Raw genomic sequence first — 24,726 nt, forward strand, 5'->3', positions numbered from 1 at the left:
CAGGCCAGGGAGACCCCTATAATGCCGCTTTCTTCGCAGTTACAGCAGCACTGGCAGACGGTTGTAAACCGACTACCAGCGGATTTTCCATTACCCACGTTAAGTCCGCAGGCGCAGTCGGTTATGGCGTTCAGCGATTTCGTCGAGCAGAACCTGATCGCCCAGCCGCAGTGGCTGGCTGAGCTTGAGAGCTCGCCGCCGGAAGCGGATGAGTGGTGTCACTATGCCTACTGGCTGCAGGCGGCGCTGGCGGAGGTGAATGACGAAGCGGCGCTAATGCGCGAGCTGCGCCTGTTCCGCCGCCGGATTATGGTGCGCATCGCCTGGGCGCAGGCGCTGTCGCTGGTCAGCGAAGAGAGTAGCCTGCAGCAGCTTAGCGCGCTGGCGGAGACGCTGATTGTCGCCGCCAGGGACTGGCTATATGCCGCCTGCTGCCGGGAGTGGGGAACGCCCTGCAGCGCCGAAGGTAAGCCGCAGCCGCTGCTGATCCTCGGGATGGGTAAACTCGGCGGAGGAGAGCTTAACTTCTCCTCCGATATCGACCTGATTTTTGCCTGGCCGGAGCACGGCGCAACCCACGGCGGGCGCCGCGAGCTGGATAACGCCCAGTTCTTTACCCGCCTCGGCCAGCGTTTAATTAAGGCACTCGATCAGGCCACCCAGGACGGCTTTGTCTACCGCGTGGATATGCGCCTGCGCCCGTTTGGCGACAGCGGCCCGCTGGTGCTGAGCTTCGCCGCGCTGGAGGATTACTACCAGGAGCAGGGGCGAGACTGGGAGCGCTATGCGATGGTTAAGGCGCGGATCATGGGCGATAACGAAGGCATTTATGCCAGCGAACTGCGCGCCATGCTGCGGCCGTTCGTCTTCCGCCGCTACATTGACTTCAGCGTGATCCAGTCGCTGCGTAATATGAAAGGGATGATTGCCCGTGAGGTTCGCCGCCGCGGGCTGAAGGACAATATCAAGCTCGGCGCCGGCGGGATCCGCGAAATTGAATTTATCGTTCAGGTATTTCAGCTGATCCGCGGCGGCCGCGAGCCTGCGCTGCAGCTGCGGGCGCTGCTGCCAACCCTGGCGGCTATCGAGGAGCTGCATCTGCTGCCGGAAGGCGATGCCTCCCGGCTGCGCGAGGCCTACCTGTTTTTACGTCGTCTCGAAAACCTGCTGCAAAGCATCAACGATGAGCAGACGCAAACCCTGCCGCAGGATGAGCTCAACCGCGCTCGCCTGGCGTGGGGAATGCACGTTGCCGACTGGGCGACGCTCAGCGCGCAGCTGGAAGAGAAAATGGCCAGCGTCAGGCGGGTATTCAACGATCTGATTGGCGATGACGAAGCGCAGTCGCCGGATGAACAGCTTGCCGAGTACTGGCGCGAGCTGTGGCAGGACGCGCTGGAGGAGGATGACACCAGCCCGGCGCTGGCGCACCTCGATGATACCGATCGGCGCAGCGTACTGGCGCTGATCGCCGATTTCCGCAAAGAGCTCGACAGGCGTACCATTGGCCCGCGCGGGCGTCAGGTGCTGGATCAGCTGATGCCGCATCTGCTCAGCGAAGTGTGCTCGCGCGCGGATGCGCCGGTGCCGCTGGCGCGCATTACGCCGCTGCTGACCGGCATCGTGACCCGCACGACCTATCTTGAGCTACTCAGCGAGTACCCCGGCGCGCTCAAGCACCTGATCTCCCTGTGCGCCGCCTCGCCGATGGTCGCCAGCCAGCTGGCGCGCCACCCGCTGCTGCTGGACGAGCTGCTGGACCCCAATACGCTCTATCAGCCGACGGCGACCGACGCCTATCGCGATGAGCTGCGCCAGTATTTACTGCGCGTACCGGAAGAGGACGAAGAGCAGCAGCTGGAGGCGCTGCGCCAGTTCAAGCAGGCGCAGCTGCTGCATATTGCCGCCGCGGATATCGCCGGCACGCTGCCGGTGATGAGAGTGAGCGATCACTTAACCTGGCTGGCCGAAGCGATGATCGATGCGGTTGTCCAGCAGGCGTGGATGCAGATGGTGGCGCGCTATGGCCAGCCGACGCACCTGCGCGACCGTCAGGGGCGTGGCTTTGCCGTCGTCGGCTATGGCAAGCTGGGCGGCTGGGAGCTGGGCTACAGCTCCGATTTGGATCTGGTATTCCTCCACGACTGCCCGCCGGAGGCCATGACCGACGGCGAACGCGAGATTGACGGCCGCCAGTTCTATCTGCGGCTGGCGCAGCGCATTATGCATCTCTTTAGCACCCGCACCTCTTCAGGGATCCTCTATGAAGTGGATGCCCGCCTGCGTCCGTCGGGCGCCGCGGGCATGCTGGTCACCACCGCCGATTCCTTCGCCGACTATCAGCAAAATGAAGCCTGGACCTGGGAGCATCAGGCGTTGGTCCGCGCGCGGGTGGTCTACGGCGATCCCGAGCTGCAGACCCGGTTTGATGAGATTCGCCGCGCGATCCTCACCCGCCAGCGCGAGGGGGCGACTTTGCAGACCGAGGTGCGGGAAATGCGTGAAAAAATGCGCGCCCATCTTGGCAATAAGCAGCGCGATCGCTTTGATATTAAAGCCGATGCCGGCGGGATCACCGATATTGAATTTATCACCCAGTATCTGGTCTTACGCTATGCCAACGACAAGCCGAAGCTGACGCGCTGGTCCGATAATGTGCGCATTCTGGAGCTGCTGGCGCAGAACGACATTATGGATGAAGAAGAGGCCCGGGCGCTGACTCATGCCTATACTACGCTGCGCGATGCGCTGCACCATCTGGCGCTGCAGGAGCAGCCGGGCAACGTCGCGCCGGAGGCCTTTGCTCATGAACGTGAGCAGGTTAGCGCCAGCTGGCAGAAGTGGTTGATAGCTTAACTAAAAAACCGGGTGTGCTATTATCGCGCGCAAAGTTTGCATCTCGCAGGAGAGAGTAATGAAAGTAACGCTGCCGGAGTTTGAACGAGCAGGAGTGTTGGTGGTTGGCGATGTGATGCTGGACCGCTACTGGTATGGTCCCACCAGCCGTATTTCCCCTGAAGCCCCGGTGCCGGTGGTGAAAGTGGAAAATATCGAAGAGCGTCCCGGCGGCGCGGCAAACGTCGCGATGAACATCGCATCGCTCGGTGCGACCTCGCGGCTGGTGGGCCTGACCGGGATTGACGATGCCGCCCGCGCGCTGAGTAAAGCGCTGGCCGACGTCAACGTGAAGTGCGACTTCGTTTCGGTGCCGACCCACCCGACCATCACCAAGCTGCGCGTGCTGTCGCGCAACCAGCAGCTGATTCGCCTCGATTTTGAAGAGGGCTTTTCCGGCGTCGATCCACAGCCGATGCACGAGCGCATTCAGCAGGCGCTGGGCTCTATCGGGGCGCTGGTCCTGTCCGACTATGCGAAAGGCGCGCTGGCCAGCGTGCAGACGATGATTAAGCTGGCGCGGGATGCGGGCGTACCGGTGCTGATCGATCCGAAAGGCACAGAATTTGAGCGCTACCGCGGCGCCACCCTGCTGACCCCGAACCTCTCTGAGTTTGAAGCGGTGGCGGGGAAATGTAAGGACGAAGCGGAAATCGTTGAGCGCGGCCTGAAGATTATTGCTGATTTTGAACTCTCCGCGCTGCTGGTGACCCGCTCCGAGCAGGGCATGACGCTGTTGCAGCCGGGCAAACCGCCGCTGCATATGCCAACCCAGGCGCAGGAAGTCTATGATGTTACCGGCGCGGGCGATACGGTGATTGGCGTGCTGGCGGCGACGCTGGCTTCCGGTAACTCGCTGGAAGAAGCCTGCTATTTTGCCAACGCGGCGGCTGGCGTGGTGGTGGGTAAACTCGGTACTTCTACCGTTTCGCCGATTGAGCTGGAAAATGCGGTGCGCGGACGCGCTGAGACCGGTTTTGGCGTGATGAATGAAGAAGAGCTCAAGCAGGCGGTGGCCGCGGCGCGCAAGCGCGGTGAGAAAGTGGTGATGACCAACGGCGTGTTTGACATTCTGCACGCGGGCCACGTTTCGTATCTGGCAAACGCGCGCAAGCTGGGCGATCGCCTGATCGTGGCGGTTAACAGCGATGCGTCGACAAAACGTCTGAAAGGGGAGTCCCGTCCGGTGAACCCGCTGGAGCAGCGGATGATCGTCCTGGGTGCGCTGGAGGCCGTTGACTGGGTGGTCTCTTTCGAAGAGGACACCCCGCAGCGCCTGATCGCTGGGATCCTGCCGGATCTGCTGGTGAAAGGCGGGGACTATAAGCCGGAGCAGATTGCCGGGAGCGAAGAGGTCTGGGCAAACGGCGGCGAGGTGCTGGTGCTCAATTTTGAAGATGGCTGTTCGACCACCAACATTATCAAAAAGATCCAGAAAGATAGCGGGAAGTAATATTTCCCCGCCGAGCGGCGGCCCGACTATCGTCCCGGTAAGCATCGCGCGGTCGGGAGGGTAGCGAGAAAGCCGTACTTAAAAAGGCCCGCGATCGTCCGATCGCGGGCCTTTTTTATTTAATTGATGGCGGAAATGATTCAGCGCAATAATTGTTCTTGTTTTGCGCATTTTTCGCGCAAAAAAAGTTAACGTAAGGATAAATACTGAAGTCAGTAAAGCATATGACCACTCAGAACCCCCACGGCTGAAGGAGTATGCGGATGAACCATAACGAACTGTATTCAATGAAGAATTTTGACTTTCTGGCGCTGAGCTTTGCCAGGATGCATGCGCAGGGCCACGTCGTCGATCTCGAGGCCATTGTCGGCAATATGGATGAGGATCATCGTGAATGGTTTTGCCAGCGGTATGCGCTCTACTGTCGTCAGGTTAGCCAGCCAGGGACGCCGGCGACAGAGCTGGAACACTGATACAACAACGGGCCTGATGGCCCGTTTTTTTACTGCTTCTCTTCGACGCTCGGCGCGGCCGTTCGGCTTTCCAGATCGCTAATGCGTTGTTCGAGTAACGCCAGCTTCTCGCGCGTGCGCAGCAGCACCTGAGTCTGCACGTCAAACTCTTCACGGCTGACCAGATCGAGGCGGGTCAGCTGCGACTGGAGCACCTGACGGATCTTTTTCTCCACGTCTTCCCCAAGGTCACGAAGGCCTTTCGGCATCGATTCATGGACCTGGCGGGCGATTTGTTCAATTTTTTTCGGGTCAATCATGGTGGTTTCCTGCTCTGGTCGATTTACCGTCCATTGTAGTGCGATCGGCGCCGCCTATAAACCAGAAATGTTTGAAGCTTATGCATTGCCGAGGATAATCAATAGCGTTATAGTTACTTTGCTTATTCTCAGGGCGGGGCGAAATTCCCCACCGGCGGTAAATCAACCCTAGCGTTGAAAGCCCGCGAGCGCTTTTTGCGAAAGCAAAAAGGTCAGCAGATCCGGTGTAATTCCGGGGCCGACGGTTAGAGTCCGGATGGGAGAGAGTAACGGCTCAGTCGGATTGCGATCCGCTTGCGTTGACTTTTTTGCCGCTTAACCGGCACTCCTAAGACTGCCCTGATTCTGGTAACCATAATATTAATGAGGTTTTTTTACCATGAATCAGACGCTCCTTTCCTCTTTTGGTACCGCTTTTGAACGTGTAGAACACGCGTTAAATGCACTGCGCGAAGGCCGCGGTGTGATGGTACTTGACGATGAAGACCGTGAAAATGAAGGCGATATGATTTTCGCCGCCGAAACCATGACCGTTGAGCAGATGGCGCTAACCATTCGCCACGGCAGCGGTATTGTTTGCCTGTGCCTGACCGATGAACGCCGCAAGCAGCTCGACCTGCCGATGATGGTGGAAAATAACACCAGCGCCTACGGTACCGGCTTCACCGTGACCATCGAAGCCGCAGAAGGCGTCACTACCGGCGTATCCGCGGCCGACCGCGTGACCACCGTGCGCGCCGCGATTGCCGATGGCGCAAAACCATCTGACCTGAATCGTCCTGGCCACGTATTCCCGCTGCGTGCCCAGGCGGGCGGCGTGTTGACCCGCGGCGGTCACACCGAAGCCACTATCGATCTGGTGACTCTCGCAGGCTTCAAGCCGGCGGGGGTTCTGTGTGAGCTGACTAACGACGACGGCTCGATGGCCCGCGCGCCGCAGTGCATCGAATTTGCTCAGCAGCACAATATGGCCGTGGTCACCATTGAAGATCTGGTGGCCTATCGCCGCGAGCACGAACGTAAAGCCAGCTAATCCGGCTTCGCTGCACTCTGAAGCCCACTTAACCGTGGGCTTTGTTGTTTTTGGCGCTAGCCAATACCCATCGCCTGCAGGGCCACGAGGCTAAATCCCATCACCGACATACCGCACAGCACGCCATAGCTTGGGTTGCTTTGCGGATCGATCTCTTTTGCCAGCGGCATGAGCTCATCAACCGACAGCGCCACCATGATCCCGGCGACGGCGGCCATAATGGCGCCCATCACCACCGGCGACACCAGACTGCCGAGGATCAGCCAGGCCAGCAGCCCGCCGAGGATCTCGGCCATTCCGGAGAGTCCGGCCCAGAAAACCGCCTTGCGGCGCGAGCCCGTTGCAGCATACACCGGGCCGGCAACCGCCAGCCCTTCCGGAATGTTATGCAGTGCGACCGCCAGCGCGACGCCCATACCCAGCTCCAGGTTATTGCTGGCCGTCACAAAGGTGGCGATACCCTCCGGGAAGTTGTGCAGGCTGATACCGAGGGTCAGCAGAATGGCAGCGCGGCGCAGATTGCGCGGGCGCGGGACGTCGGGCGACATCAGATCCTGCGGATGAGCGTGCGGCAGCATATGGTCCAGCGCAAAGTAGCCCAGCAGGCCGATAACAAACATGCCGTACCCGAGCAGCGCCGACATCCCCTCGGCGTTCAGCGCGGCGGGCAGCATCTCCATCAGCGAAATAAGCAGCATGATCCCGGCGGCGAAACCGAGAGAAAAACCCAGCAGACGGTTGGACGGTTTCTGGCCCAGGACGCCGAAAATCGCGCCGATAAAGGTCGCGCTACCGGCCAGCAGAGTCAATATTAGAGGGGATGACATCACTCAGCTCCTTTGATAATGATTATCATTCATAATATCCATCTTACCCGATGGCAGCGAGAGGGAAATGACGTCTTTACCGCGGCTTACATTCAAATTTTCTGATGATGATCATCACGCTTATCTGAGTTTATCCTGATGCAAAAACGCGTAATGTGAAGGCATCAAATCTCCTCTACTCAAGGATATCATCATGTCCCGAACCCGAATGCCAGCGTTGTTTTTAGGCCACGGTAGCCCGATGAACGTGCTGGAAGATAACATCTATACCCGCGCCTGGCGGCATCTGGGCGAAACTCTACCGCGTCCGCGGGCGATTGTGGTGGTCTCCGCCCACTGGTTTACGCGCGGTACCGGCGTCACGGCGATGGAAGCCCCGAAAACGATCCACGATTTTGGCGGCTTCCCGCAGGCGCTGTACGATACGCACTATCCGGCTCCGGGCTCTCCTGAGCTGGCGCAGCGGCTGGTTGAGCTGCTGGCACCCGTGCCGGTGACGCTGGATAAAGAAGCCTGGGGCTTCGACCACGGCTCGTGGGGCGTGCTCATCAAAATGTATCCGGATGCCGATATTCCGATGGTGCAGCTGAGCATCGACAGCAGCAAGCCGGCGGCCTGGCACCTGGAGATGGGGCGCAGGCTGGCGGCGTTGCGCGATGAAGGTATTATGCTGATTGCGAGCGGTAACGTGGTGCATAACCTGCGCACTGCGCGCTGGCATGGCGAAAGCACGCCGTATCCCTGGGCGGAATCGTTTAACGAGTATGTGAAAACGAACCTGGCCTGGAAAGGGCCGACGGAGGAGCATCCGCTGGTGAACTATTTGGCGCACGAGGGCGGATCGCTCTCAAACCCGACGGCGGAACACTTCCTGCCGCTGCTGTACGTGCTGGGTGCCTGGGACGGCGAAGAGCCGATTTCCGTGCCGGTAGAAGGAATGGAAATGGGGTCGCTAAGCATGCTGTCAGTGCAGGTAGGTGTGTAGCGGGAAAGTGCAGTTGCCCCGGCAGGCGTAATGCCGCCGGGGCAGGAGACTACTCGACAAAAATGTGCGGATAGAAGCGTGAAAGATCCTGAGTGATCAGCGCCCGGTCTTCGCGAACACCGATCCCGGCTGGCTTATCGTTGATCAGCCAGCTGCCGATCAGCGTATAGCTATCGCCAAACTTCGGCAGCGGATAGAACTCCTGCACGATGGTACCTTCTTCACCGTACGGGCCTTCGACTGCTTCAACCACCTTGCCGTTTTCAACGATCGACACGTTTGCGCCTTCGCGGGAGAAAATCGGCTTGATGACGTACTTCTCCATTTCGGGATGCGCGTCTTCGCTGAACCAGGATGCCAGCAGGTTAGGGTGGTTCGGGAACATCTTCCACAGCAGCGGCAGCAGCGCTTTGTTGGAGATAATGCTCTTCCATGCCGGCTCAAGCCAGCGTACGCCGGCGTCTTCCAGCTTAGTGGAGAAGACCTCGCGCAGCATATACTCCCACGGATAAAGTTTGAACAGATTGCCGATGACCTGATCCTGAACGTCGGTAAACTGGCCCTTTTCGCCGAGGCCGATATCTTCGATATAGAGGAATTCGGTGGCGACGCCGGCTTCGGCCGCGCAGTCCTGCAGATACTGTACGGTACCGCGATCCTCTTCGGTATCGCGGCAGCACGCCATATGCAGCAGCTGAAAGCCAAACTGTTCCCGGAGCTCGGTAAAGCGCTCAATCAGCTTTTCCTGCAGGCTGTTGAACTGGTCGCTGCCTGCCGGCAGCTGGCCGGCGTTGAGCTGATCTTCCAGCCAAATCCACTGAAAGAACGCCGCCTCATACAGCGAGGTTGGCGTATCGGCGTTGTTCTCCAGCAGCTTGGGCTCGCCAACGCCGTCCCACGCCAGGTCGAGGCGCGAATAGAGCGACGGCTGGTTGGTTTTCCACGACTGACGCACGAAGCCCCAGGTGTGTTTGGGGATACGGAATTTGGCCATCAGCTCATCGCTGCCGATCACGGTTTCTACCGCCTGCAGGCACATCTGATGCAGCTCGGCAGTAACGTCTTCCAGTTTCTCAACCTGCGCCAGGGTCAGCTTGTAATAGGCCTCTTCGCTCCAGTACGGCTCGCCGTACATGGTATGAAAGCTAAAGCCATATTCGCTCGCTTTTTCGCGCCAGTCCGGGCGCTCCGTGATGCTGATTCTTTCCATGAGTTTTAGCCGCCCATTGAGCGTTTGGATGAGGTGGTACCTGCGGCGTTACGCTGCATGGTGGACTGTTTCGCCACCGACTCGCCGAAGCCGCCGCGGGTAACGGTGCTGGTGGTCGCTGGTTTTGGCGCCATGGCCGTCTTAGGTACGTTCATAGAACGACCCGGCTGCGCGGCGCCGTAGCTCTTGCCTCCGGCATCGGTGTACTGACCATAGGCCGGGCTGGCCGGGTTTTTCGAGCTGAACAGCGGCTGCTGCGCGCCCATGCCGCCGCCCATCATGCGGCCCATCATGTAGCCGGCCATCAGAGGCATCCAGAAGCTGCCGCTGCTTTGTGCCTGAGCCTGGTTTTCCGGCGCGATGCCTGCCTGAGCCGGCGTTTGCTGGCACTGGCCTTCACCGAACTCCGCCACGCAATCTTCACGGGTGGCGTATTTTGGCGCGGTACGTTCGGCTTCTTTGGTCGCGTTATTAAAGGCGGTGGTGCACTCTGCGCCTTTGCCAGGGTTGGCCGCAGAGCAGTCATCGGCATTTTGATACAGAGAAACCGTCTCGTCGGTTTTTTCGCAGCCGGCGAGCATAAAGACGGCCGTCACGGCGAGCGCGACCGGTGTCAGATGGCGAGCGCTCCAGCTTTTGCGGAACGAGGCATGATTAATATTTTTTGTCCGTTTCATGTTTGTCTTCCTGGACCCAGTGGTATGGCGGTTTGTTAACGCTCAGGATAGAGGATGAGTGGTGGAAAATGAAGCGGCCAGGGGCGGAAAGGAGCGGAAAGGAGGGGATCTTTACGTTGCCTTACGTTTAACGCCCCACTTAGCGGAATCTGCTAAGCGGGGCGCTGTGACGCAACGAAGGTTACTGGCGGAAAGGATTCGCGCCGCTGGTTTTCGTGGTGCGGGTAGAAGCCGGCGTTGCCGCAGGCGCTGCGCTGCTGCCGTAGCCGTCGGCGCTGGCGTCCTGCTGCGGGGTTTCCGGCGCAACGCTATCCGGTGAGGTCGCGACAGGTTTGCCCAGCGTATTGTTCAACGCAACCAGATCCTGCTCGTTCAGCGTACCGAGCGCGGACTTGATGTTCAGCTGGTTAATCAGGTAGTTATAACGTGCGCTTGAGAGCTGCTGCTTGGCGTTATACAGCGTAGTTGTCGCATCCAGCACGTCAACGATGGTACGTGTACCAACGGAATAGCCGGCTTCCATCGCATCAAGGGAGCTCTGGGCAGAGACCACGGCCTGTTTGTAGGCATTGATGCTGCTGATAGAGGCGTTGATGTTATTAAAAGAAGAGCGAACGGTCTGCACTACGGTGCGGTGCGAGCTTTCCAGCTGCTCGCTGGCGCCGACGAAGTTGTACTGCGCCTGTTTCACCTGCGAGTTAACCATCCCGCCCTGATACAGCGGCAGCGAGAAGCTCAGGCCGATTTTGTTCTGGCCGGCGTCGTTGTCTGGCGTCGTATTATTGGAACCGCTATATCTGGAGTTGGATACGCCGGTAGAGGCGTTTAAATCCAGCGTCGGCATGTGGCCATCCTGCGCCTGGCGAATTTGCTCGCGCGCCAGGTCCTGGTTCAGGCGAGCCTGCAGCAGCGACAGGTTGCGGTTTTCCGCTTCCTTCAGCAGCGCGTTCACCGTTTCCGGCTTGTTGGTTTTGAAGCCGTCAACGTTCAGCGACGACAGCTGCGGGTAGTAGTTGCCGGTCACCTGACGCAGCGCTTCAACCGCATTATCGAGGTTGTTACGTGCGGTGACTTCGTTCGCCAGCACGGAGTCGTACTGGGAACGGGCGTTCTGCACGTCGGTAATGGCAACCAGGCCCACGTTAAAACGCTGAGTGGTCTGATCCAACTGACGATAGATCGCCTGTTTCTGCGCTTCGGTATAGGAGAGCGTATCGATGGCGCTCAGCACGTTAAAGTAGGCCGTAGCGGTGTTCAGGATCAGCGTCTGCTGGTCAGTCTGATAGGTGACGTCCTGAATACCGGCCGTTTTTTCCTGCAGCGTCAGGGTGCGCCATTTCGACATATCGAACAGGGTTTGCGTGAGCTGCAGCGAGCCGCTGGTGACGTTGGAGTCCTGGCCGTTGGTGTCGCGATAGCCGTTGGTATAAGTATAATCTGCACCCAGACCGAGCTGAGGCAGTAACGGGCTACGTGCTTCGTTGATCTTTTCGAATGCAGCATCACGATCGGCTGCTGATTTACGCAGGTCAGGGTTGCTGATGCGCGCCTGCTGATAAACCTGCATCAGGTTTTCTGCCTGGCTTATGGCGCTGAAACCAGTCAGGCCCAGGCCGATAAGGATGGGGAAAAATTTCTTCATTTGCATTCCTTGTTGTGAAGCATAAAGCGCTGCCCAAAAGCTAAATATATCTGCTGATTGTATAGAGTCTGTCGCCGTAAAAAGTTGGCGTTACGTGCCATCCGGCGGTAATTTGCACCAATCTAACATACGGACTGTAAAACGGTAGCCAAACGGCTTATAAATCCCTACTTTCGAATTCGCAGGACACCAACAATGAACAAGCCCAACAAGCAGGGAATTACCTTCGCTAAAAACGATGTAGAAATTATTGCACGCGAAACGCTTTATCGTGGTTTTTTTTCGCTGGATTTATACCGCTTTCGCCACCGTTTGTTCAACGGCGGGATGAGCGGCGAAGTGACGCGCGAAATTTTTGAGCGCGGGCATGCCGCCGTCTTGCTACCCTTTGACCCGATACGTGATGAAGTTGTGCTGGTCGAGCAGATTCGCATTGCCGCCTATGATACCAGTGAGAGCCCGTGGCTGCTCGAAATGGTTGCCGGCATGATTGAAGAAGGTGAAACGCCTGAGGACGTCGCCCGCCGTGAAGCGGTGGAAGAGGCGGGCCTTGAAGTCGGCCGGACAAAACCGGTTCTGAGCTATCTGGCGAGCCCCGGCGGCACCAGCGAGAGGCTGTCGATTCTGGTGGGGGAAGTCGATGCGACGACGGCAAAAGGCATCCACGGCCTGGCGGATGAAAATGAGGATATTCGGGTTCATGTGGTCAGCAGGGAGCAGGCCTATCAGTGGGTAGAAGAAGGGAAGATCGACAACGCAGCTTCTGTCATCGCGCTGCAATGGCTGCAGCTGCACTATCACAATTTACGTAATGAGTGGTCAAAATGAAGCGTTATACGCCTGACTTCCCTGAAATGATGCGCCTGTGTGAAACCAATTTTGCCCAGTTGCGCCGCCTGCTGCCTCGGACCGACGCAGTGGGCGATATGGCGGGCTACCAGGTGGGCAGTGCGCAGTACCGGCTAACTATCGTGGAGTCGACCCGCTACACTACATTGGTGTCGATTGAGCAAACGGCGCCGGCGGTGAGCTACTGGAGTTTACCGTCCATGACGGTACGCCTGTATCATGACGCGATGGTGGCCGAAGTGTGTTCGAGTCAGCAGATTTTTCGCTTCAAAGCGCGGTATGATTATCCTAATAAAAAGTTGCATCAACGCGACGAAAAGCATCAAATTAACCAGTTCTTAGCCGACTGGCTGAGATACTGTTTAGCACATGGAGCGATGGCGATTCCGGTTTGTTAGCGTCGTGAAACCTAAGGACACCATTTGGAAAGCCTGTTAAACCTTCCTTTGGCTGGTGAGGCCAGAGTCAGGATATTACAAATTACTGATACTCACCTGTTTGCTGAAAAACATGAAACGCTGTTAGGCATCAATACCTGGGAAAGCTATCAGGCCGTGCTGGAAGCCATCCACGCCTCGCAGCGCCAGTGCGATCTGATTGTCGCGACAGGCGATCTGGCACAGGACCACTCGGCCGCGGCCTATCAGCACTTCGCTGAGGGTATCGCGAGTTTTGCTGCGCCCTGCGTCTGGCTGCCGGGCAATCATGACTTTCAGCCGGCAATGTACAGCACGCTGCAGGAATCAGGCATTTCCCCCGCCAAGCGCGTTTTGCTCGGCGATCGCTGGCAAATACTGCTGCTGGACAGCCAGGTATTCGGCGTTCCCCACGGTGAATTAAGTGATTTCCAGCTGGCGTGGCTTGAGCACAAGCTCGCGGCAGAACCGGAACGCTATACGCTGCTGCTGCTGCATCATCATCCTCTCGCCTCGGGCTGCAGCTGGCTGGATCAGCATAGCCTGCGCAATGCCGCGGCGCTCGATCGCGCGCTAGCCGCCTTTCCTCGCGTCAGGCATCTGCTGTGCGGTCATATTCATCAGGAGCTGGATCTCAACTGGGGCGGGCGACGCATGATGGCCACGCCGTCAACCTGCGTACAGTTTAAGCCGCACTGCGACAACTTCACGCTGGATACCGTTTCTCCCGGCTGGCGCTGGCTGGATCTGCATCCCGACGGCACCCTGACGACCGAAGTTTGCCGCCTTAGCGGCGTGAAATTTCACCCGGATATCGCTTCAGAAGGATACTGATGGCTACGCTCCTCTATCTGCACGGATTTAACAGCTCGCCGCGCTCGGCTAAAGCGACGGCGCTGAAGGCGTGGCTGGCGCAAAATTATCCTGAAATTAACATGGTGGTACCGGAGCTGCCGGTTTACCCCGCTGAAGCGGCGGAGCTGCTGGAAGCGATCGTTCTCGAGCACGGCGGGGAACCGCTGGGCGTTGTCGGCTCTTCGCTGGGAGGCTACTACGCAACCTGGCTATCGCAGTGTTTTATGCTGCCAACAGTGGTTGTAAACCCGGCCGTACGCCCGTTTGAGCTGCTGAACAATTTCCTCGGCCTCAATGAGAATCCGTACACGGGGCAGCAATATGTGCTAGAGTCTCGCCATATTTACGATCTCAAAGTCATGCAAATCGACCCGCTGGAATCGCCTGATTTACTCTGGCTGTTACAGCAAACGGGCGATGAAGTGCTGGATTATCGCCAGGCCATTGGCTACTACGCCTCATGTCGGCAGACGGTAGAGGAGGGCGGCAATCATGCATTTGTCGGCTTTGAAGATCATTTCACTCAGATTATCGATTTTCTGGGCCTGCGCTAAGCATTCCTGGACTACCTACGAATACACACCATGACGCAATCTTCATACAACGCTGATGCCATTGAGGTACTCACCGGGCTAGAGCCGGTTCGCCGCCGCCCGGGAATGTACACCGACACGACACGTCCTAACCATCTTGGTCAGGAAGTTATTGATAACAGTGTGGATGAAGCACTGGGCGGCCACGCCAAACGCGTGGAAGTCATTCTTCATGCCGATCAATCGTTGGAAGTTATCGACGACGGGCGAGGAATGCCGGTTGATATCCATCCCGAAGAAGGGGTTCCGGCGGTTGAGCTGATCATGTGTCGGCTGCACGCCGGCGGCAAGTTTTCCGGTAAGAACTACCAGTTCTCCGGCGGCCTGCACGGGGTGGGTATTTCGGTGGTCAATGCCCTGTCGAAGCGCGTTGAGGTTAACGTACGCCGCGACGGCCAGGTCTACAGCATTGCGTTTGAGAACGGCGATAAGGTTGAAGAGCTGCACGTCACCGGCACCTGCGGCAAGCGTAATACCGGTACCAGCGTCCACTTCTGGCCGGATGAAAGCTTCTTCGACAGCCCGCGCTTCTCCGTATCGCGCCTGACCCATTTGCTCAAAGCCAAAGCCGTACTGTGCCCCGGCGTGGAGATCGTCTTCCGTGACCTGGTGAACAACAGCGAGCAGCGCTGGTGCTATGAAGATGGCCTGACGGACTATTTGCGCGAAGCGGTGAACGGCCTGCCGCTGCTGCCGGAACAGCCGTTTGTCGGCAACTTCTCCGGTGAAACCGAAGCGGTCGACTGGGCGCTGCTGTGGCTGCCGGAAGGCGGCGAGCTATTAACCGAAAGCTACGTCAACCTGATCCCGACCATGCAGGGCGGGACGCACGTTAACGGCCTGCGCCAGGGCCTGCTGGAGGCGATGCGCGAGTTCTGCGAATATCGCAATATTCTGCCGCGCGGCGTCAAGCTCTCGGCGGAGGATATCTGGGATCGCTGCGCCTACGTGCTGTCGGTAAAAATGCAGGATCCGCAGTTCGCCGGCCAGACCAAAGAGCGCCTCTCCTCGCGCCAGTGCGCGGCCTTCGTCTCCGGCGTGGTAAAAGACGCCTTTAGCCTGTGGCTGAACCAGAACGTTCAGTCCGCAGAGCTGCTGGCCGAAATGGCGATTTCCAGCGCCCAGCGCCGGATGCGCGCGGCCAAGAAGGTGGTGCGTAAAAAGCTGACCAGCGGCCCTGCGCTGCCGGGCAAGCTGGCGGACTGTACCGCCCAGGATCTCAACCGTACCGAGCTGTTCCTCGTGGAAGGGGACTCGGCGGGCGGTTCTGCCAAGCAGGCGCGCGATCGTGAGTATCAGGCGATCATGCCGCTGAAGGGCAAGATCCTCAATACCTGGGAGGTCTCCTCCGATGAAGTGCTGGCCTCGCAGGAGGTGCACGATATTTCGGTGGCGATTGGTATCGATCCGGATAGCGATGATTTGAGCCAGCTGCGCTACGGCAAGATCTGTATCCTTGCGGATGCGGACTCCGACGGCCTGCACATCGCCACGCTGCTCTGCGCGCTGTTCGTTAAGCACTTCCGCACGCTGGTCAAGCACGGGCACGTCCACGTGGCGTTGCCGCCGCTGTACCGTATCGACCTCGGCAAAGAGGTTTACTACGCGCTGACGGAAGAAGAGAAAGCCGGGGTGCTTGAGCAGCTCAAGCGCAAGAAGGGTAAGCCGAACGTTCAGCGCTTTAAAGGGCTGGGCGAAATGAACCCGATGCAGCTGCGTGAAACCACGCTTGACCCCAATACCCGCCGTCTGGTTCAGCTGATTATCAGCGATGAGGACGAGCAGAAGACCAACGCGATGATGGATATGCTGTTAGCCAAGAAGCGCTCGGAAGATCGCCGCAACTGGCTGCAGGAAAAAGGCGATATGGCGGATATTGAAGCCTGATCCGGCTGACCGCGGTAAGCATACAAAAAAGGGAGCCACTGGCTCCCTTTTTGCTGGCCGTCATAGCGCAGGCCAGCGGGTCTACTTATTGACTTAAACGCCCGGCTGCAGGATGCGAATGCTGGTCTCCAGCACATCGCCCTTCACCGCTTCGCCGTGGGCTTTCATATGCGGGGTTTGCAGGTGCGCTTCGAGATGCGCCACGCTTTCCCACAGCTCCACCATCACGATGGAATCGGGCGAGGTACTCTGAAAGCTAACGCCTGCGGCGTGATCGATCATCGGCGTATAGCCGTGGCAGCCCTCTTCCTGTAAAACCAGCGGAATCGTTTTGGCGAACTGATCGAGGACCGCCTGGCGATGGTGCTGGCCCGGGCGGGTGCGAATTTCTGCAATCACTGTCAACATGATGTACTCAACTCCTTCTGTATGTAGACCTTTAGTTAACCAAAAATCTGCGCCAGATGCTTGCGATATTCTGCGATGTAATGCGGAACATCAGGCATTTTAATTACGTCGTTGGCGATAAACGTCGGCAGGGCAGTCATGCCGAGGAACTGGTTGGCTTTGTGGAACGGCAGGTAAACGCCGTCAACACCGACGCCATGGAAGAACTGCTCTTCATCGGTAAAGGCGTCCATCGGGGCGTTCCAGGTCAGGGAGAGCATGTAGCGCTTGCCCTGAATTAAACCGCCTGAACCATATTTTTTACTGGCATCGGAGCGGGTGCGGCCGTCGCTGGCATACAGCGAGCCGTGGCCTTCGGTGAAGACATCATCGATGTACTTTTTCACGGTCCACGGCGCGCCCATCCACCAGCCCGGCATTTGCCAGATGATGACGTCGGCCCAGAGGAAATTTTGTACTTCTGCTTTAACGTCGTATTCGCTTTCGGCGCGGACGATTTTAACATCATGCCCGGCGTCGCGCAGATAACCATCCGCGACCTCGGTCAGGGTGTCGTTCAGCTGGCCGTTAGAGTGAGCGAATTTTTTCGCTCCGTTGATAATCAGAATGTTGCTCATTTTTTACCCCTGGCGTTTCAATTTTGTCGACTATTTTACCCCGCAAGGCGGGGCGGTAAAATGAGCAAAATGTGCAAAGTCTTTTGCTTTTTTCGCAATAATCCCGCTACCAGCTGACCTGTGCTACAAAGCCGCCGTCGGGGGCGTTACGGAAGGTGACGGTCATGCCGTGCAGGGCGGCGATACGCCGGACGATAGACAGCCCCAGCCCGCTGCCCGGCGCATCCTGGCCGGGAGGGCGATAAAAGCGCTCGCCGAGACGAGCCAGCGCTTCGGCGCTGATACCCGGGCCGTTATCGCAAACGCGAAATCCGCGAGCGTCGAGGGTGATATCCACCCGGCTTCCGCACGGGCTGTAACGCACGGCGTTATCCAGCAGGTTACGCACCAGCAGGCCAAGCAGCAGCGGCTGACCCACATGCGTCACCTGCGCGACATGCGGATGCAGACGCAGCTCGATGCCCGCCTGCTGCGCCGGATGGTACATCTCCATCACCGCCGACTGCAGCAGCTCGTCGATGGCGACGCTATCCACGTCCTCGAGCGCGGCCAGGGAGTCGAGGCGCGACAGCGTCAGGAGCTGATCGACCAGACGGGTTGCGCGATCGATCCCGACGTGCAGCTGCGCCAGCGCTTTTTCACGCCCCTGAGGGTCGTCCATCGACAGCTGGGCGACCTCGGTTTGCACCTTCAGCGCCGCCAGCGGGCTACGCAGCTCGTGGGCGGCGTCGGAGGTAAAGCGGCGCTCGCGGATCATGGTGTCGTGAGTTCGGGCAAACAGCTGATTCAGCGCATCGACCAGCGGACGGACTTCGCTGGGGATGCTGTCGACGTTAAGCGATTCCGCAGAATCCGGCGCGCGCAGGCGCAGGGTGCGGGCGAGCCGTTTCAGCGGCGCCAGCTCCCGGCTGAGCAGGACGATCAGCAGCAGAAACATCATCGGCAGCGCCACCAGCCAGGGGGTGAGCTGCGAGGTGACGATATCCAGCGCCATCTCCCGGCGATAGTCCCACTCCTGGCCGACGACAATGCGGTAGCGGCCGTCGGCGGTGGTGAGCTGCAGGAAGCGCCACTCATCATCATCGTTACGCAGGTAGCCGTCGCTAAAGCCTTCCCGCAGCCTATTCCACGGAATATCCTCGCCGTTTTCGCCATCATGCAGCACCATGTTGCCGTCGGTGGTGAAGATGGCGAAGGCCAGCGCGTCGTCGTCAAGGTGGCCATGCCTGACCTCCTTTTTCGCCCGTACCTGCGAGGGAAAGGTATGCAGCTCAGCGAAATTCATCGCGCTCAGACGGCGGGCAAACAGCAGCTGCTGGGTATCAAACAGCTTATCCAGCTTGTGGGCGGTCTGCTGCCAGGCAATAAACGAGGCTATTCCCCATGCCAGGCTGGTGAGCAGGAAGAAAAGCAGCGTCAGGCGAACGCGCAGGCTTAGCCGACCCAGCCGCTTCATGCGTCCCCCAGGGTGTAGCCAATGCCGTGAACGGTGCGAATAAACTCGCTTCCGAGCTTGCGACGCAGATGGTGCACGTGAACCTCCACGGCGTTGCTTGAGACATCGTCATCCCAGCTATAGAGCTTTTCTTCAATGAGCTTGCGCGGCAGCACGCGCCCGGCGTTACGCATCAGCAGTTCGAGCAGGGCGAACTCTTTGGGCTTCAGCGCCAGCGGCTCCCCCGCCAGGGTGACCGTCAGGCGGCCGGGGTCGAGGGTGACCTTTCCGTGGCGCAGCTCGCTGCTGCTCTGGCCGTGGGCGCGACGGATAAGTGCTTCGAGGCGGGCGGCGACTTCGATAAGGGCGAAAGGCTTGCACAGATAGTCATCGGCGCCGAGCCGAAGCCCTTCGACCCGCTGGCTGAGCGCATCGCGAGCGGTGAGGATCAGCACCGGCTCGTGGTGACCTTTATCGCGCCATTCGCGCAGGATATCGAGACCGTCGATGCCGGGTAGCGTCAGATCGAGGATGACCGCGTCATAGGGAGCGGCGTAGAGCGCGGCTTTTCCCTCTTCGCCGCGCGTGAACCAGTCGATGCTGAAGCCCATTTTGCTCAGCCCGGCCTTGATGCCGTCGCCGATGAGTTTGTCGTCTTCCACCACTAAAATACGCATTGGCCTGCTCCTGTGGCTCGCGGATGTACGCGCAGTAAAACGCGTTGCGCCGCCGTCTGTACAGCAATAAAATTTCTTTTTTCCGCTTAAGAAGTTGTTAAGTTTTGCCAGGCTTAATGGTGACGATATCAACATAAAGGGAGAACACATCATGAAGAAAATCGCCGCAATTACCGCAATCGTTGCTTTAGTTTCTATGCCGGTACTGGCTGCCGAGCAGGGTGGTTTTTCCGGTCCGGGCGCCGCGCAAACCAGCCAGACAACCGCGCAAAAAGGCGGCTTTGTGGGCCCGAACGGCAGCGTGACGACGGTGGAGAATGCCAAATCTCTGCGTGACGACACCTGGGTGACCCTGCGCGGTAAAATCGTTGAGCGCATTTCCGACGATCTGTATAAATTCCAGGATGCCTCCGGGACGGTGAATGTCGATATTGACCACAAGCGCTGGAATGGCGTCACCGTGACCCCGAAGGATACGGTCGAAATTCAGGGTGAGGTCGATAAGGACTGGAACTCGGTGGAAATCGATGTGAAGCAGATAAGCAAAGTCGCCCCGTAAAGCCTCTGAGCGGGGCGCCGCTGCCGCTCCGCGTAGCAGAATCCTCAACCGGTCTAACGCCCTGTGACTCAGGGCGTTAGATAGGGTATTATCGCGGGTAGTTTTGCCGTCCGAACGGTCGGTACCCAGATTGAGGATTCACGATTAATGAGCGATATGGCAGAGCGCCTTGCGCTGCATGAATTTACGGAAAACGCCTACCTGAATTATTCCATGTACGTCATCATGGACAGGGCGTTGCCGTTCATTGGCGATGGCCTGAAACCGGTCCAGCGGCGCATCGTTTATGCGATGTCCGAACTGGGTCTGAACGCCACCGCTAAATTCAAAAAATCCGCGCGCACCGTCGGCGACGTGCTGGGTAAATATCACCCGCACGGCGATAGCGCCTGCTATGAGGCGATGGTGCTGATGGCGCAGCCGTTCTCTTACCGCTACCCGCTGGTGGACGGTCAGGGTAACTGGGGCGCCCCGGACGATCCCAAATCCTTCGCCGCGATGCGTTATACCGAATCCCGCCTGTCAAAGTATGCGGAGCTGCTGCTGGGCGAGCTGGGTCAGGGAACCGTTGACTGGGTACCTAACTTTGACGGTACGATGCAGGAGCCGAAAATGCTGCCTGCGCGTTTGCCGAATATTCTGCTCAACGGCACCACCGGTATCGCCGTGGGGATGGCCACCGATATTCCGCCGCACAACCTGCGCGAAGTGGCCAAAGCGGCCATCACCCTGATTGAAAAGCCGCAGACCTCGCTCGACGAACTGCTGGATATCGTTCACGGGCCGGACTACCCCACCGAAGCTGAAATCATTACCCCGCGCGCCGAGATCCGCAAAATCTATCAGAACGGTCGCGGCTCGGTTCGCATGCGTGCGGTGTGGAAAAAAGAGGACGGCGCGGTGGTGATTAGCGCCCTGCCGCATCAGGTTTCCGGCGCCCGCGTGCTCGAGCAAATCGCCGCGCAGATGCGCAATAAAAAGCTGCCGATGGTTGACGATCTGCGCGACGAGTCGGATCACGAAAACCCGACCCGCCTGGTTATCGTCCCGCGCTCTAATCGCGTGGATATGGATCAGGTCATGAACCATCTGTTCGCGACCACCGATCTCGAAAAAAGCTACCGCATCAACCTGAATATGATTGGCCTGGACAACCGTCCGGCGGTCAAAAACCTGCTGGAGATCCTGACGGAGTGGCTCACCTTCCGTCGCGATACCGTCCGTCGCCGCCTGAACTATCGTCTGGAGAAGGTGCTCAAGCGCCTGCACATCCTCGAGGGTTTGCTGGTTGCGTTCCTCAACATCGATGAAGTTATCGAAATCATCCGCCACGAAGATGAGCCCAAGCCGGCCCTGATGTCGCGCTTTGGCATCAGCGAAACGCAGGCGGAAGCAATCCTCGAACTGAAGCTGCGCCATCTCGCCAAACTGGAAGAGATGAAAATTCGCGGCGAGCAGGGCGAGCTGGAAAAAGAGCGCGATAGTCTGCAGGCTATTCTGGCGTCCGAGCGCAAGATGAATAACCTGCTGAAGAAAGAGCTGCAGGCCGACGCCGACGCGTTTGGCGACGACCGTCGTTCGCCGCTGCGCGAGCGTGAAGAAGCGAAGGCGATGAGCGAGCACGATATGCTGCCGTCCGAACCGGTGACCATCGTGCTGTCGCAAATGGGCTGGGTGCGCAGCGCCAAAGGCCACGACATTGACGCGCAGGGACTAAGCTACAAGGCGGGCGACAGCTGGAAGGCGTCGTCGAAGGGCAAGAGCAACCAGCCGGTGGTATTTATCGATACTACCGGGCGCAGCTACGCCATCGATCCGATTACCCTGCCGTCAGCCCGCGGCCAGGGCGAGCCGATTACCGGCAAGCTCACGCTGCCGCCGGGCGCCAGCGTCGAACATATGCTGATGGAAGGCGATGACCAGAAGCTGCTGATGGCCTCTGACGCCGGCTACGGCTTTGTCTGCACCTTCAACGACCTCGTCGCGCGCAACCGCGCCGGTAAGGCGCTGATCTCGCTGCCGGAAAATGCGCGGGTGATGCCGCCGCTGGTGATTGAAAACGAGTCCGACATGCTGCTGGCCATCACCTCTGCCGGACGCATGCTGATGTTCCCGGTCAGCGATCTGCCGCAGCTGTCGAAAGGCAAAGGCAATAAAATCATCAATATTCCGTCTGCGGATGCCGCTTCCGGGCAGGATGGCCTGGCGCACCTGTTTGTGCTGCCACCGCAGAGTACGCTGACGATCCACGTCGGTAAACGGAAGATCAAGCTGCGTCCGGAAGAGCTGCAAAAAGTCACCGGCGAGCGCGGTCGCCGCGGTTCGCTGATGCGCGGGCTGCAGAAAATCGATCGCGTGGACGTTGATTCGCCTCATCGCGCCTCGGCGGGCGATAGCGAAGAGTAATACGGGCACCCGCCTCCACAGGGAGGAGGGTGTTAACATTTGCCGCCAAATCGTTGTTTATTCGGCCGTTGCGATTAACAATAGACGCAAAATCATTCAAGATATGCCGGGGTAGTCAGTCGCTCCCGGCGTCTTCAACGGGCGAATAACGAATCTGTATCCTGATTAATACCAGCGGCGGTCCGCAAGGGCCGGACAGGGCAGCCTGCGCGCAAGCAGCCTGCGGTATAACGGGTATTATTCTCAGCGGTTTGGGTTTTAGAGGTAGCTATGCTATTTATTTTTCGACTAATTATCGTTGTTATTTACTGTATCTTTGTGTGCATATTTGGCTGTATTTACTGCTTGTTCAGCCCGCGTAACCCGAAACACGTGGCGACCTTTGGCCATCTTTTTGGTCGACTCTCTCCGGTATTCGGCCTGAAGGTGGAAACGCGCAAGCCCGCCGATGCGGAAAGCTACGGCAACGCGATATACATCGCTAATCACCAGAACAACTATGATATGGTGACGGCGGCAAACATCGTGCAGCCGCCTACCGTCACCGTGGGTAAAAAGAGCCTGCTGTGGGTGCCGTTCTTTGGCCTGCTGTACTGGCTGACGGGAAACCTGCTGATCGATCGTAATAACCGCACCAAGGCGCACGGAACCATCGCCCAGGTGGTGGATACGTTTAAAAAACGCAAAATATCTTTTTGGATGTTCCCGGAAGGAACGCGCAGTCGCGGCCGCGGCCTGCTGCCGTTTAAAACCGGCGCTTTTCACGCAGCTATTGCCGCTGGCGTGCCGATTATTCCGGTATGCGTTTCTAATACATCGAATAAAATTAAGCTCAATCGCCTGAATAACGGCCTGGTGATTGTTGAAATGCTGCCGCCGGTTGATACCAGCGGATTTGGTAAAGACGGCGTGCGCGCGCTGGCGAAACACTGCCGCGAGCTGATGGCCGCGAAGATTGAAGAGCTGGATCGTGAAGTGGCGGAACGTGAAGCCGCGGATAAGAAATAAACAGGAAACGCCGCGATAGCGCGGTCCTGATGCTAGCGGGAAACGAATTCCCTTTCTGATTTATCAGTATTTCATGGAGTTAATATGTCACTCAGTCGGCGTCAGTTTATCAAGGCTTCAGGCGTAGCGCTGTGCGCGGGAGCCGCGCCGCTGAACGCATATGCCGCCGGCCAGCAGCCAGCGCTGCCCGTTCCTCCGCTGCTCGAGTCCCGCCGCGGCCAGCCGCTATTTTTAACCCTGCAGCGCGCGCACTGGTCATTCACGCCGGGCACCCGCGCGTCGGTGTGGGGCGTAAACGGTCGCTATCTCGGGCCGACGATTCGCGTGTGGAACGGCGATGACGTTAAGCTGATTTACAGCAACCGGCTGACGGAAAACGTCGCCATGACCATCCGCGGCCTGCAGGTTCCCGGCCCGCTGATTGGCGGCGCGGCGCGTATGATGTCGCCGAACGCCGACTGGGCGCCGGTGCTGCCTATCCGTCAGAGCGCCTCCACCCTGTGGTACCAGGCGAATACGCCAAACCATATGGCCCAACAGGTCTATAACGGCCTGGCGGGGATGTGGCTGGTGGAGGACGAGATCAGCAAAAACCTCCCCATTCCTAACCACTACGGCGTGGATGATTTTCCGGTCATCATCCAGGACAAGCGGCTGGATAACTTCGGCACGCCTGAATACAGCGAGCCGGGCAGCGGCGGCTTCGTCGGCGATACGCTGCTGGTGAATGGCGTACAGGGTCCGTACGTGGAGGTTTCGCGCGGCTGGGTGCGTCTGCGCCTGCTGAACGCCTCTAACTCCCGCCGCTACCAGCTGCAGATGAGCGACGGTCGACTGCTGCACGTTATCTCCGGCGATCAGGGATTTCTGCCGGCGCCGGTCTCGCTGAAACAGCTCTCTCTGGCTCCCGGCGAGCGGCGTGAGATCCTGGTGGACATGACCAACGGCGATGAGGTGTCGATTACCTGCGGCGAGGCGGCGAGCATCGTCGATCGCATTCGCGGTTTCTTCGAGCCCTCGAGCATCCTGATTTCGACGCTGCTTTTAACCCTGCGCCCAACGGGCCTGCTGCCGCTGGTTACCGACAGCCTGCCGGTACGCCTGCTGCCGACGGAGATTTTGACCGGGACGCCGATCCGCAGCCGCGACATCTCGCTCGGCGATGATCCGGGAATTAACGGCCAGCTATGGGATCCGCAGCGCATTGATATTACCGCCCAGCAGGGCACCTGGGAGCGCTGGACGGTACGTGCCGACCGGCCGCAGTCGTTCCATATCGAAGGGGTGATGTTCCAGGTGCGCAACGTCAACGGCTCGACGCCGTTCCCGGAGGACCGCGGCTGGAAAGATACCGTCTGGATCGACGGACAGGTGGAGCTGCTGGTGTACTACACGCAGCCGTCGTGGTCGCATTTCCCGTTCCAGTTCCTTAGCCAGACCCTGGAGCTCGCCGACCGCGGCTCGATTGGCCAGATCCTGGTTAACCCGGTGCCGTAACGCCCGCAACCCTAACCGGACAACG

At 58.7% G+C, this 24,726-nt stretch carries 23 protein-coding genes and 1 riboswitch; of the genes, 14 read left to right on the forward strand and 9 right to left on the reverse strand.

The window, feature by feature from the left end:
• Nucleotides 1–18 precede the first annotated feature (18 nt).
• From glnE to glgS, 3 genes are all read left to right on the forward strand, one after another.
• Nucleotides 19–2,856 (forward strand): bifunctional [glutamate--ammonia ligase]-adenylyl-L-tyrosine phosphorylase/[glutamate--ammonia-ligase] adenylyltransferase, encoded by a 2,838-nt coding sequence (gene glnE, locus GVK32_RS02650; RefSeq protein ID WP_200842824.1) that lies wholly within the window; start codon nt 19–21, stop codon nt 2,854–2,856.
• A gap of 58 nt (nt 2,857–2,914) precedes the next feature.
• On the forward strand, nt 2,915–4,348 hold the full coding sequence (hldE, locus tag GVK32_RS02655; RefSeq protein ID WP_159864861.1) for a bifunctional D-glycero-beta-D-manno-heptose-7-phosphate kinase/D-glycero-beta-D-manno-heptose 1-phosphate adenylyltransferase HldE: 1,434 nt from the start codon (nt 2,915–2,917) through the stop codon (nt 4,346–4,348).
• Nucleotides 4,349–4,611: 263 nt separating this feature from the next.
• Nucleotides 4,612–4,821: a cell surface composition regulator GlgS gene (glgS, locus tag GVK32_RS02660; protein WP_159864864.1), complete on the forward strand. Its 210-nt coding sequence runs from the start codon at nt 4,612–4,614 to the stop codon at nt 4,819–4,821.
• Between the two features lie 29 nt (nt 4,822–4,850).
• Here the strand turns inward: glgS and GVK32_RS02665 are convergent, their stop codons facing one another.
• A complete protein-coding gene (locus tag GVK32_RS02665) occupies nt 4,851–5,120 on the reverse strand; it encodes an accessory factor UbiK family protein (protein ID WP_041147283.1) in 270 nt (89 codons plus the stop codon).
• 120 nt (nt 5,121–5,240) lie between these two features.
• Nucleotides 5,241–5,392, forward strand: a riboswitch (FMN riboswitch).
• Nucleotides 5,393–5,499: 107 nt separating this feature from the next.
• On the opposite strand from GVK32_RS02665, the gene ribB reads away from it, so the two are divergent.
• The gene (gene ribB / locus GVK32_RS02670) at nt 5,500–6,153 is read left to right on the forward strand and encodes a 3,4-dihydroxy-2-butanone-4-phosphate synthase (RefSeq protein WP_045856843.1); all 654 of its coding nucleotides are present in this window, start codon (nt 5,500–5,502) and stop codon (nt 6,151–6,153) included.
• Between the two features lie 56 nt (nt 6,154–6,209).
• Here ribB and zupT read toward each other — a convergent pair whose 3' ends face one another.
• A complete protein-coding gene (gene zupT / locus GVK32_RS02675; protein ID WP_159864867.1) occupies nt 6,210–6,980 on the reverse strand; it encodes a zinc transporter ZupT in 771 nt (256 codons plus the stop codon).
• 193 nt (nt 6,981–7,173) lie between these two features.
• Between zupT and ygiD the strand changes: the two genes are divergently transcribed.
• Nucleotides 7,174–7,965, forward strand: coding sequence for a 4,5-DOPA dioxygenase extradiol (ygiD, locus tag GVK32_RS02680; protein WP_132513675.1), 792 nt, complete (start codon nt 7,174–7,176; stop codon nt 7,963–7,965).
• Between the two features lie 49 nt (nt 7,966–8,014).
• Here ygiD and GVK32_RS02685 read toward each other — a convergent pair whose 3' ends face one another.
• The 3 genes from GVK32_RS02685 to tolC all read right to left on the reverse strand — a co-directional run bounded on the left by GVK32_RS02685 (nt 8,015) and on the right by tolC (nt 11,494).
• On the reverse strand, nt 8,015–9,175 hold the full coding sequence (locus tag GVK32_RS02685) for a glutathionylspermidine synthase family protein (RefSeq protein ID WP_115191859.1): 1,161 nt from the start codon (nt 9,173–9,175) through the stop codon (nt 8,015–8,017).
• A gap of 5 nt (nt 9,176–9,180) precedes the next feature.
• Nucleotides 9,181–9,852: a DUF1190 family protein gene (locus GVK32_RS02690; RefSeq protein WP_159864870.1), complete on the reverse strand. Its 672-nt coding sequence runs from the start codon at nt 9,850–9,852 to the stop codon at nt 9,181–9,183.
• A 181-nt stretch (nt 9,853–10,033) separates the two neighbouring features.
• Nucleotides 10,034–11,494, reverse strand: coding sequence for an outer membrane channel protein TolC (gene tolC / locus GVK32_RS02695; protein WP_159864873.1), 1,461 nt, complete (start codon nt 11,492–11,494; stop codon nt 10,034–10,036).
• A 195-nt stretch (nt 11,495–11,689) separates the two neighbouring features.
• Between tolC and nudF the strand changes: the two genes are divergently transcribed.
• The 5 genes from nudF to parE are packed head-to-tail and all read left to right on the forward strand — an operon-like array spanning nt 11,690 to nt 16,094.
• The gene (nudF, locus tag GVK32_RS02700) at nt 11,690–12,322 is read left to right on the forward strand and encodes an ADP-ribose diphosphatase (protein ID WP_159864876.1); all 633 of its coding nucleotides are present in this window, start codon (nt 11,690–11,692) and stop codon (nt 12,320–12,322) included.
• The gene (locus tag GVK32_RS02705) at nt 12,319–12,741 is read left to right on the forward strand and encodes a DUF1249 family protein (protein ID WP_041147275.1); all 423 of its coding nucleotides are present in this window, start codon (nt 12,319–12,321) and stop codon (nt 12,739–12,741) included. Before nudF ends, GVK32_RS02705 begins: the two co-directional genes overlap by 4 nt.
• A gap of 24 nt (nt 12,742–12,765) precedes the next feature.
• Nucleotides 12,766–13,593, forward strand: coding sequence for a 3',5'-cyclic-AMP phosphodiesterase (gene cpdA, locus GVK32_RS02710; protein WP_159864879.1), 828 nt, complete (start codon nt 12,766–12,768; stop codon nt 13,591–13,593).
• Entirely contained in the window at nt 13,593–14,168 is a 576-nt protein-coding gene (gene yqiA, locus GVK32_RS02715) for an esterase YqiA (protein ID WP_159864882.1), read from the forward strand. The genes cpdA and yqiA overlap by 1 nt, the downstream gene beginning before the upstream one ends.
• Before the next feature lie 30 nt (nt 14,169–14,198).
• Complete coding sequence (gene parE, locus GVK32_RS02720; RefSeq protein ID WP_159864885.1) at nt 14,199–16,094, forward strand: DNA topoisomerase IV subunit B; 1,896 nt, start codon at nt 14,199–14,201, stop codon at nt 16,092–16,094.
• Nucleotides 16,095–16,187: 93 nt separating this feature from the next.
• Here parE and GVK32_RS02725 read toward each other — a convergent pair whose 3' ends face one another.
• From GVK32_RS02725 to qseB, 4 genes are all read right to left on the reverse strand, one after another.
• On the reverse strand, nt 16,188–16,502 hold the full coding sequence (locus tag GVK32_RS02725; RefSeq protein WP_123708858.1) for a putative quinol monooxygenase: 315 nt from the start codon (nt 16,500–16,502) through the stop codon (nt 16,188–16,190).
• Between the two features lie 35 nt (nt 16,503–16,537).
• The gene (locus tag GVK32_RS02730) at nt 16,538–17,119 is read right to left on the reverse strand and encodes an NAD(P)H-dependent oxidoreductase (protein WP_041147270.1); all 582 of its coding nucleotides are present in this window, start codon (nt 17,117–17,119) and stop codon (nt 16,538–16,540) included.
• A 106-nt stretch (nt 17,120–17,225) separates the two neighbouring features.
• The gene (gene qseC / locus GVK32_RS02735) at nt 17,226–18,575 is read right to left on the reverse strand and encodes a quorum sensing histidine kinase QseC (protein ID WP_159864888.1); all 1,350 of its coding nucleotides are present in this window, start codon (nt 18,573–18,575) and stop codon (nt 17,226–17,228) included.
• Nucleotides 18,572–19,231 (reverse strand): quorum sensing response regulator transcription factor QseB, encoded by a 660-nt coding sequence (gene qseB / locus GVK32_RS02740; protein WP_076946628.1) that lies wholly within the window; start codon nt 19,229–19,231, stop codon nt 18,572–18,574. The genes qseC and qseB overlap by 4 nt, the downstream gene beginning before the upstream one ends.
• A 151-nt stretch (nt 19,232–19,382) precedes the next feature.
• Here qseB and GVK32_RS02745 point away from each other — a divergent pair, with 151 nt between their 5' ends.
• The 4 genes from GVK32_RS02745 to ftsP all read left to right on the forward strand — a co-directional run bounded on the left by GVK32_RS02745 (nt 19,383) and on the right by ftsP (nt 24,701).
• Entirely contained in the window at nt 19,383–19,790 is a 408-nt protein-coding gene (locus GVK32_RS02745) for a YgiW/YdeI family stress tolerance OB fold protein (protein ID WP_041147267.1), read from the forward strand.
• A gap of 147 nt (nt 19,791–19,937) precedes the next feature.
• Complete coding sequence (parC, locus tag GVK32_RS02750; RefSeq protein WP_076946630.1) at nt 19,938–22,196, forward strand: DNA topoisomerase IV subunit A; 2,259 nt, start codon at nt 19,938–19,940, stop codon at nt 22,194–22,196.
• Nucleotides 22,197–22,466: 270 nt separating this feature from the next.
• Nucleotides 22,467–23,204 carry a 1-acylglycerol-3-phosphate O-acyltransferase gene (gene plsC, locus GVK32_RS02755; protein ID WP_159864891.1) on the forward strand — a complete coding sequence of 246 codons (738 nt, stop codon included), beginning with the start codon at nt 22,467–22,469 and terminating at the stop codon, nt 23,202–23,204.
• An 84-nt stretch (nt 23,205–23,288) separates the two neighbouring features.
• Complete coding sequence (ftsP, locus tag GVK32_RS02760) at nt 23,289–24,701, forward strand: cell division protein FtsP (RefSeq protein WP_159864893.1); 1,413 nt, start codon at nt 23,289–23,291, stop codon at nt 24,699–24,701.
• The last annotated feature ends 25 nt before the right edge of the window (nt 24,702–24,726 follow it).

The sequence above is a fragment of the Klebsiella sp. 18074 genome (assembly GCF_902705905.1).
Classification (GTDB): Bacteria; Pseudomonadota; Gammaproteobacteria; order Enterobacterales; family Enterobacteriaceae; genus Klebsiella; species Klebsiella terrigena.

Excerpts from the sequence above, each read along its gene's own strand:
- hldE (WP_159864861.1), top strand. The coding sequence starts at position 2,915 with ATGAAAGTAACGCTGCCGGAGTTTGAACGAGCAGGAGTGTTGGTGGTT.
- glgS (WP_159864864.1), top strand. The coding sequence starts at position 4,612 with ATGAACCATAACGAACTGTATTCAATGAAGAATTTTGACTTTCTGGCG.
- GVK32_RS02665 (WP_041147283.1), bottom strand. The coding sequence starts at position 5,120 with ATGATTGACCCGAAAAAAATTGAACAAATCGCCCGCCAGGTCCATGAA.
- ribB (WP_045856843.1), top strand. The coding sequence starts at position 5,500 with ATGAATCAGACGCTCCTTTCCTCTTTTGGTACCGCTTTTGAACGTGTA.
- zupT (WP_159864867.1), bottom strand. The coding sequence starts at position 6,980 with ATGTCATCCCCTCTAATATTGACTCTGCTGGCCGGTAGCGCGACCTTT.
- ygiD (WP_132513675.1), top strand. The coding sequence starts at position 7,174 with ATGTCCCGAACCCGAATGCCAGCGTTGTTTTTAGGCCACGGTAGCCCG.
- GVK32_RS02685 (WP_115191859.1), bottom strand. The coding sequence starts at position 9,175 with ATGGAAAGAATCAGCATCACGGAGCGCCCGGACTGGCGCGAAAAAGCG.
- GVK32_RS02690 (WP_159864870.1), bottom strand. The coding sequence starts at position 9,852 with ATGAAACGGACAAAAAATATTAATCATGCCTCGTTCCGCAAAAGCTGG.
- tolC (WP_159864873.1), bottom strand. The coding sequence starts at position 11,494 with ATGAAGAAATTTTTCCCCATCCTTATCGGCCTGGGCCTGACTGGTTTC.
- nudF (WP_159864876.1), top strand. The coding sequence starts at position 11,690 with ATGAACAAGCCCAACAAGCAGGGAATTACCTTCGCTAAAAACGATGTA.
- GVK32_RS02705 (WP_041147275.1), top strand. The coding sequence starts at position 12,319 with ATGAAGCGTTATACGCCTGACTTCCCTGAAATGATGCGCCTGTGTGAA.
- yqiA (WP_159864882.1), top strand. The coding sequence starts at position 13,593 with ATGGCTACGCTCCTCTATCTGCACGGATTTAACAGCTCGCCGCGCTCG.
- parE (WP_159864885.1), top strand. The coding sequence starts at position 14,199 with ATGACGCAATCTTCATACAACGCTGATGCCATTGAGGTACTCACCGGG.
- GVK32_RS02725 (WP_123708858.1), bottom strand. The coding sequence starts at position 16,502 with ATGTTGACAGTGATTGCAGAAATTCGCACCCGCCCGGGCCAGCACCAT.
- GVK32_RS02730 (WP_041147270.1), bottom strand. The coding sequence starts at position 17,119 with ATGAGCAACATTCTGATTATCAACGGAGCGAAAAAATTCGCTCACTCT.
- qseC (WP_159864888.1), bottom strand. The coding sequence starts at position 18,575 with ATGAAGCGGCTGGGTCGGCTAAGCCTGCGCGTTCGCCTGACGCTGCTT.
- qseB (WP_076946628.1), bottom strand. The coding sequence starts at position 19,231 with ATGCGTATTTTAGTGGTGGAAGACGACAAACTCATCGGCGACGGCATC.
- GVK32_RS02745 (WP_041147267.1), top strand. The coding sequence starts at position 19,383 with ATGAAGAAAATCGCCGCAATTACCGCAATCGTTGCTTTAGTTTCTATG.
- parC (WP_076946630.1), top strand. The coding sequence starts at position 19,938 with ATGAGCGATATGGCAGAGCGCCTTGCGCTGCATGAATTTACGGAAAAC.
- plsC (WP_159864891.1), top strand. The coding sequence starts at position 22,467 with ATGCTATTTATTTTTCGACTAATTATCGTTGTTATTTACTGTATCTTT.
- ftsP (WP_159864893.1), top strand. The coding sequence starts at position 23,289 with ATGTCACTCAGTCGGCGTCAGTTTATCAAGGCTTCAGGCGTAGCGCTG.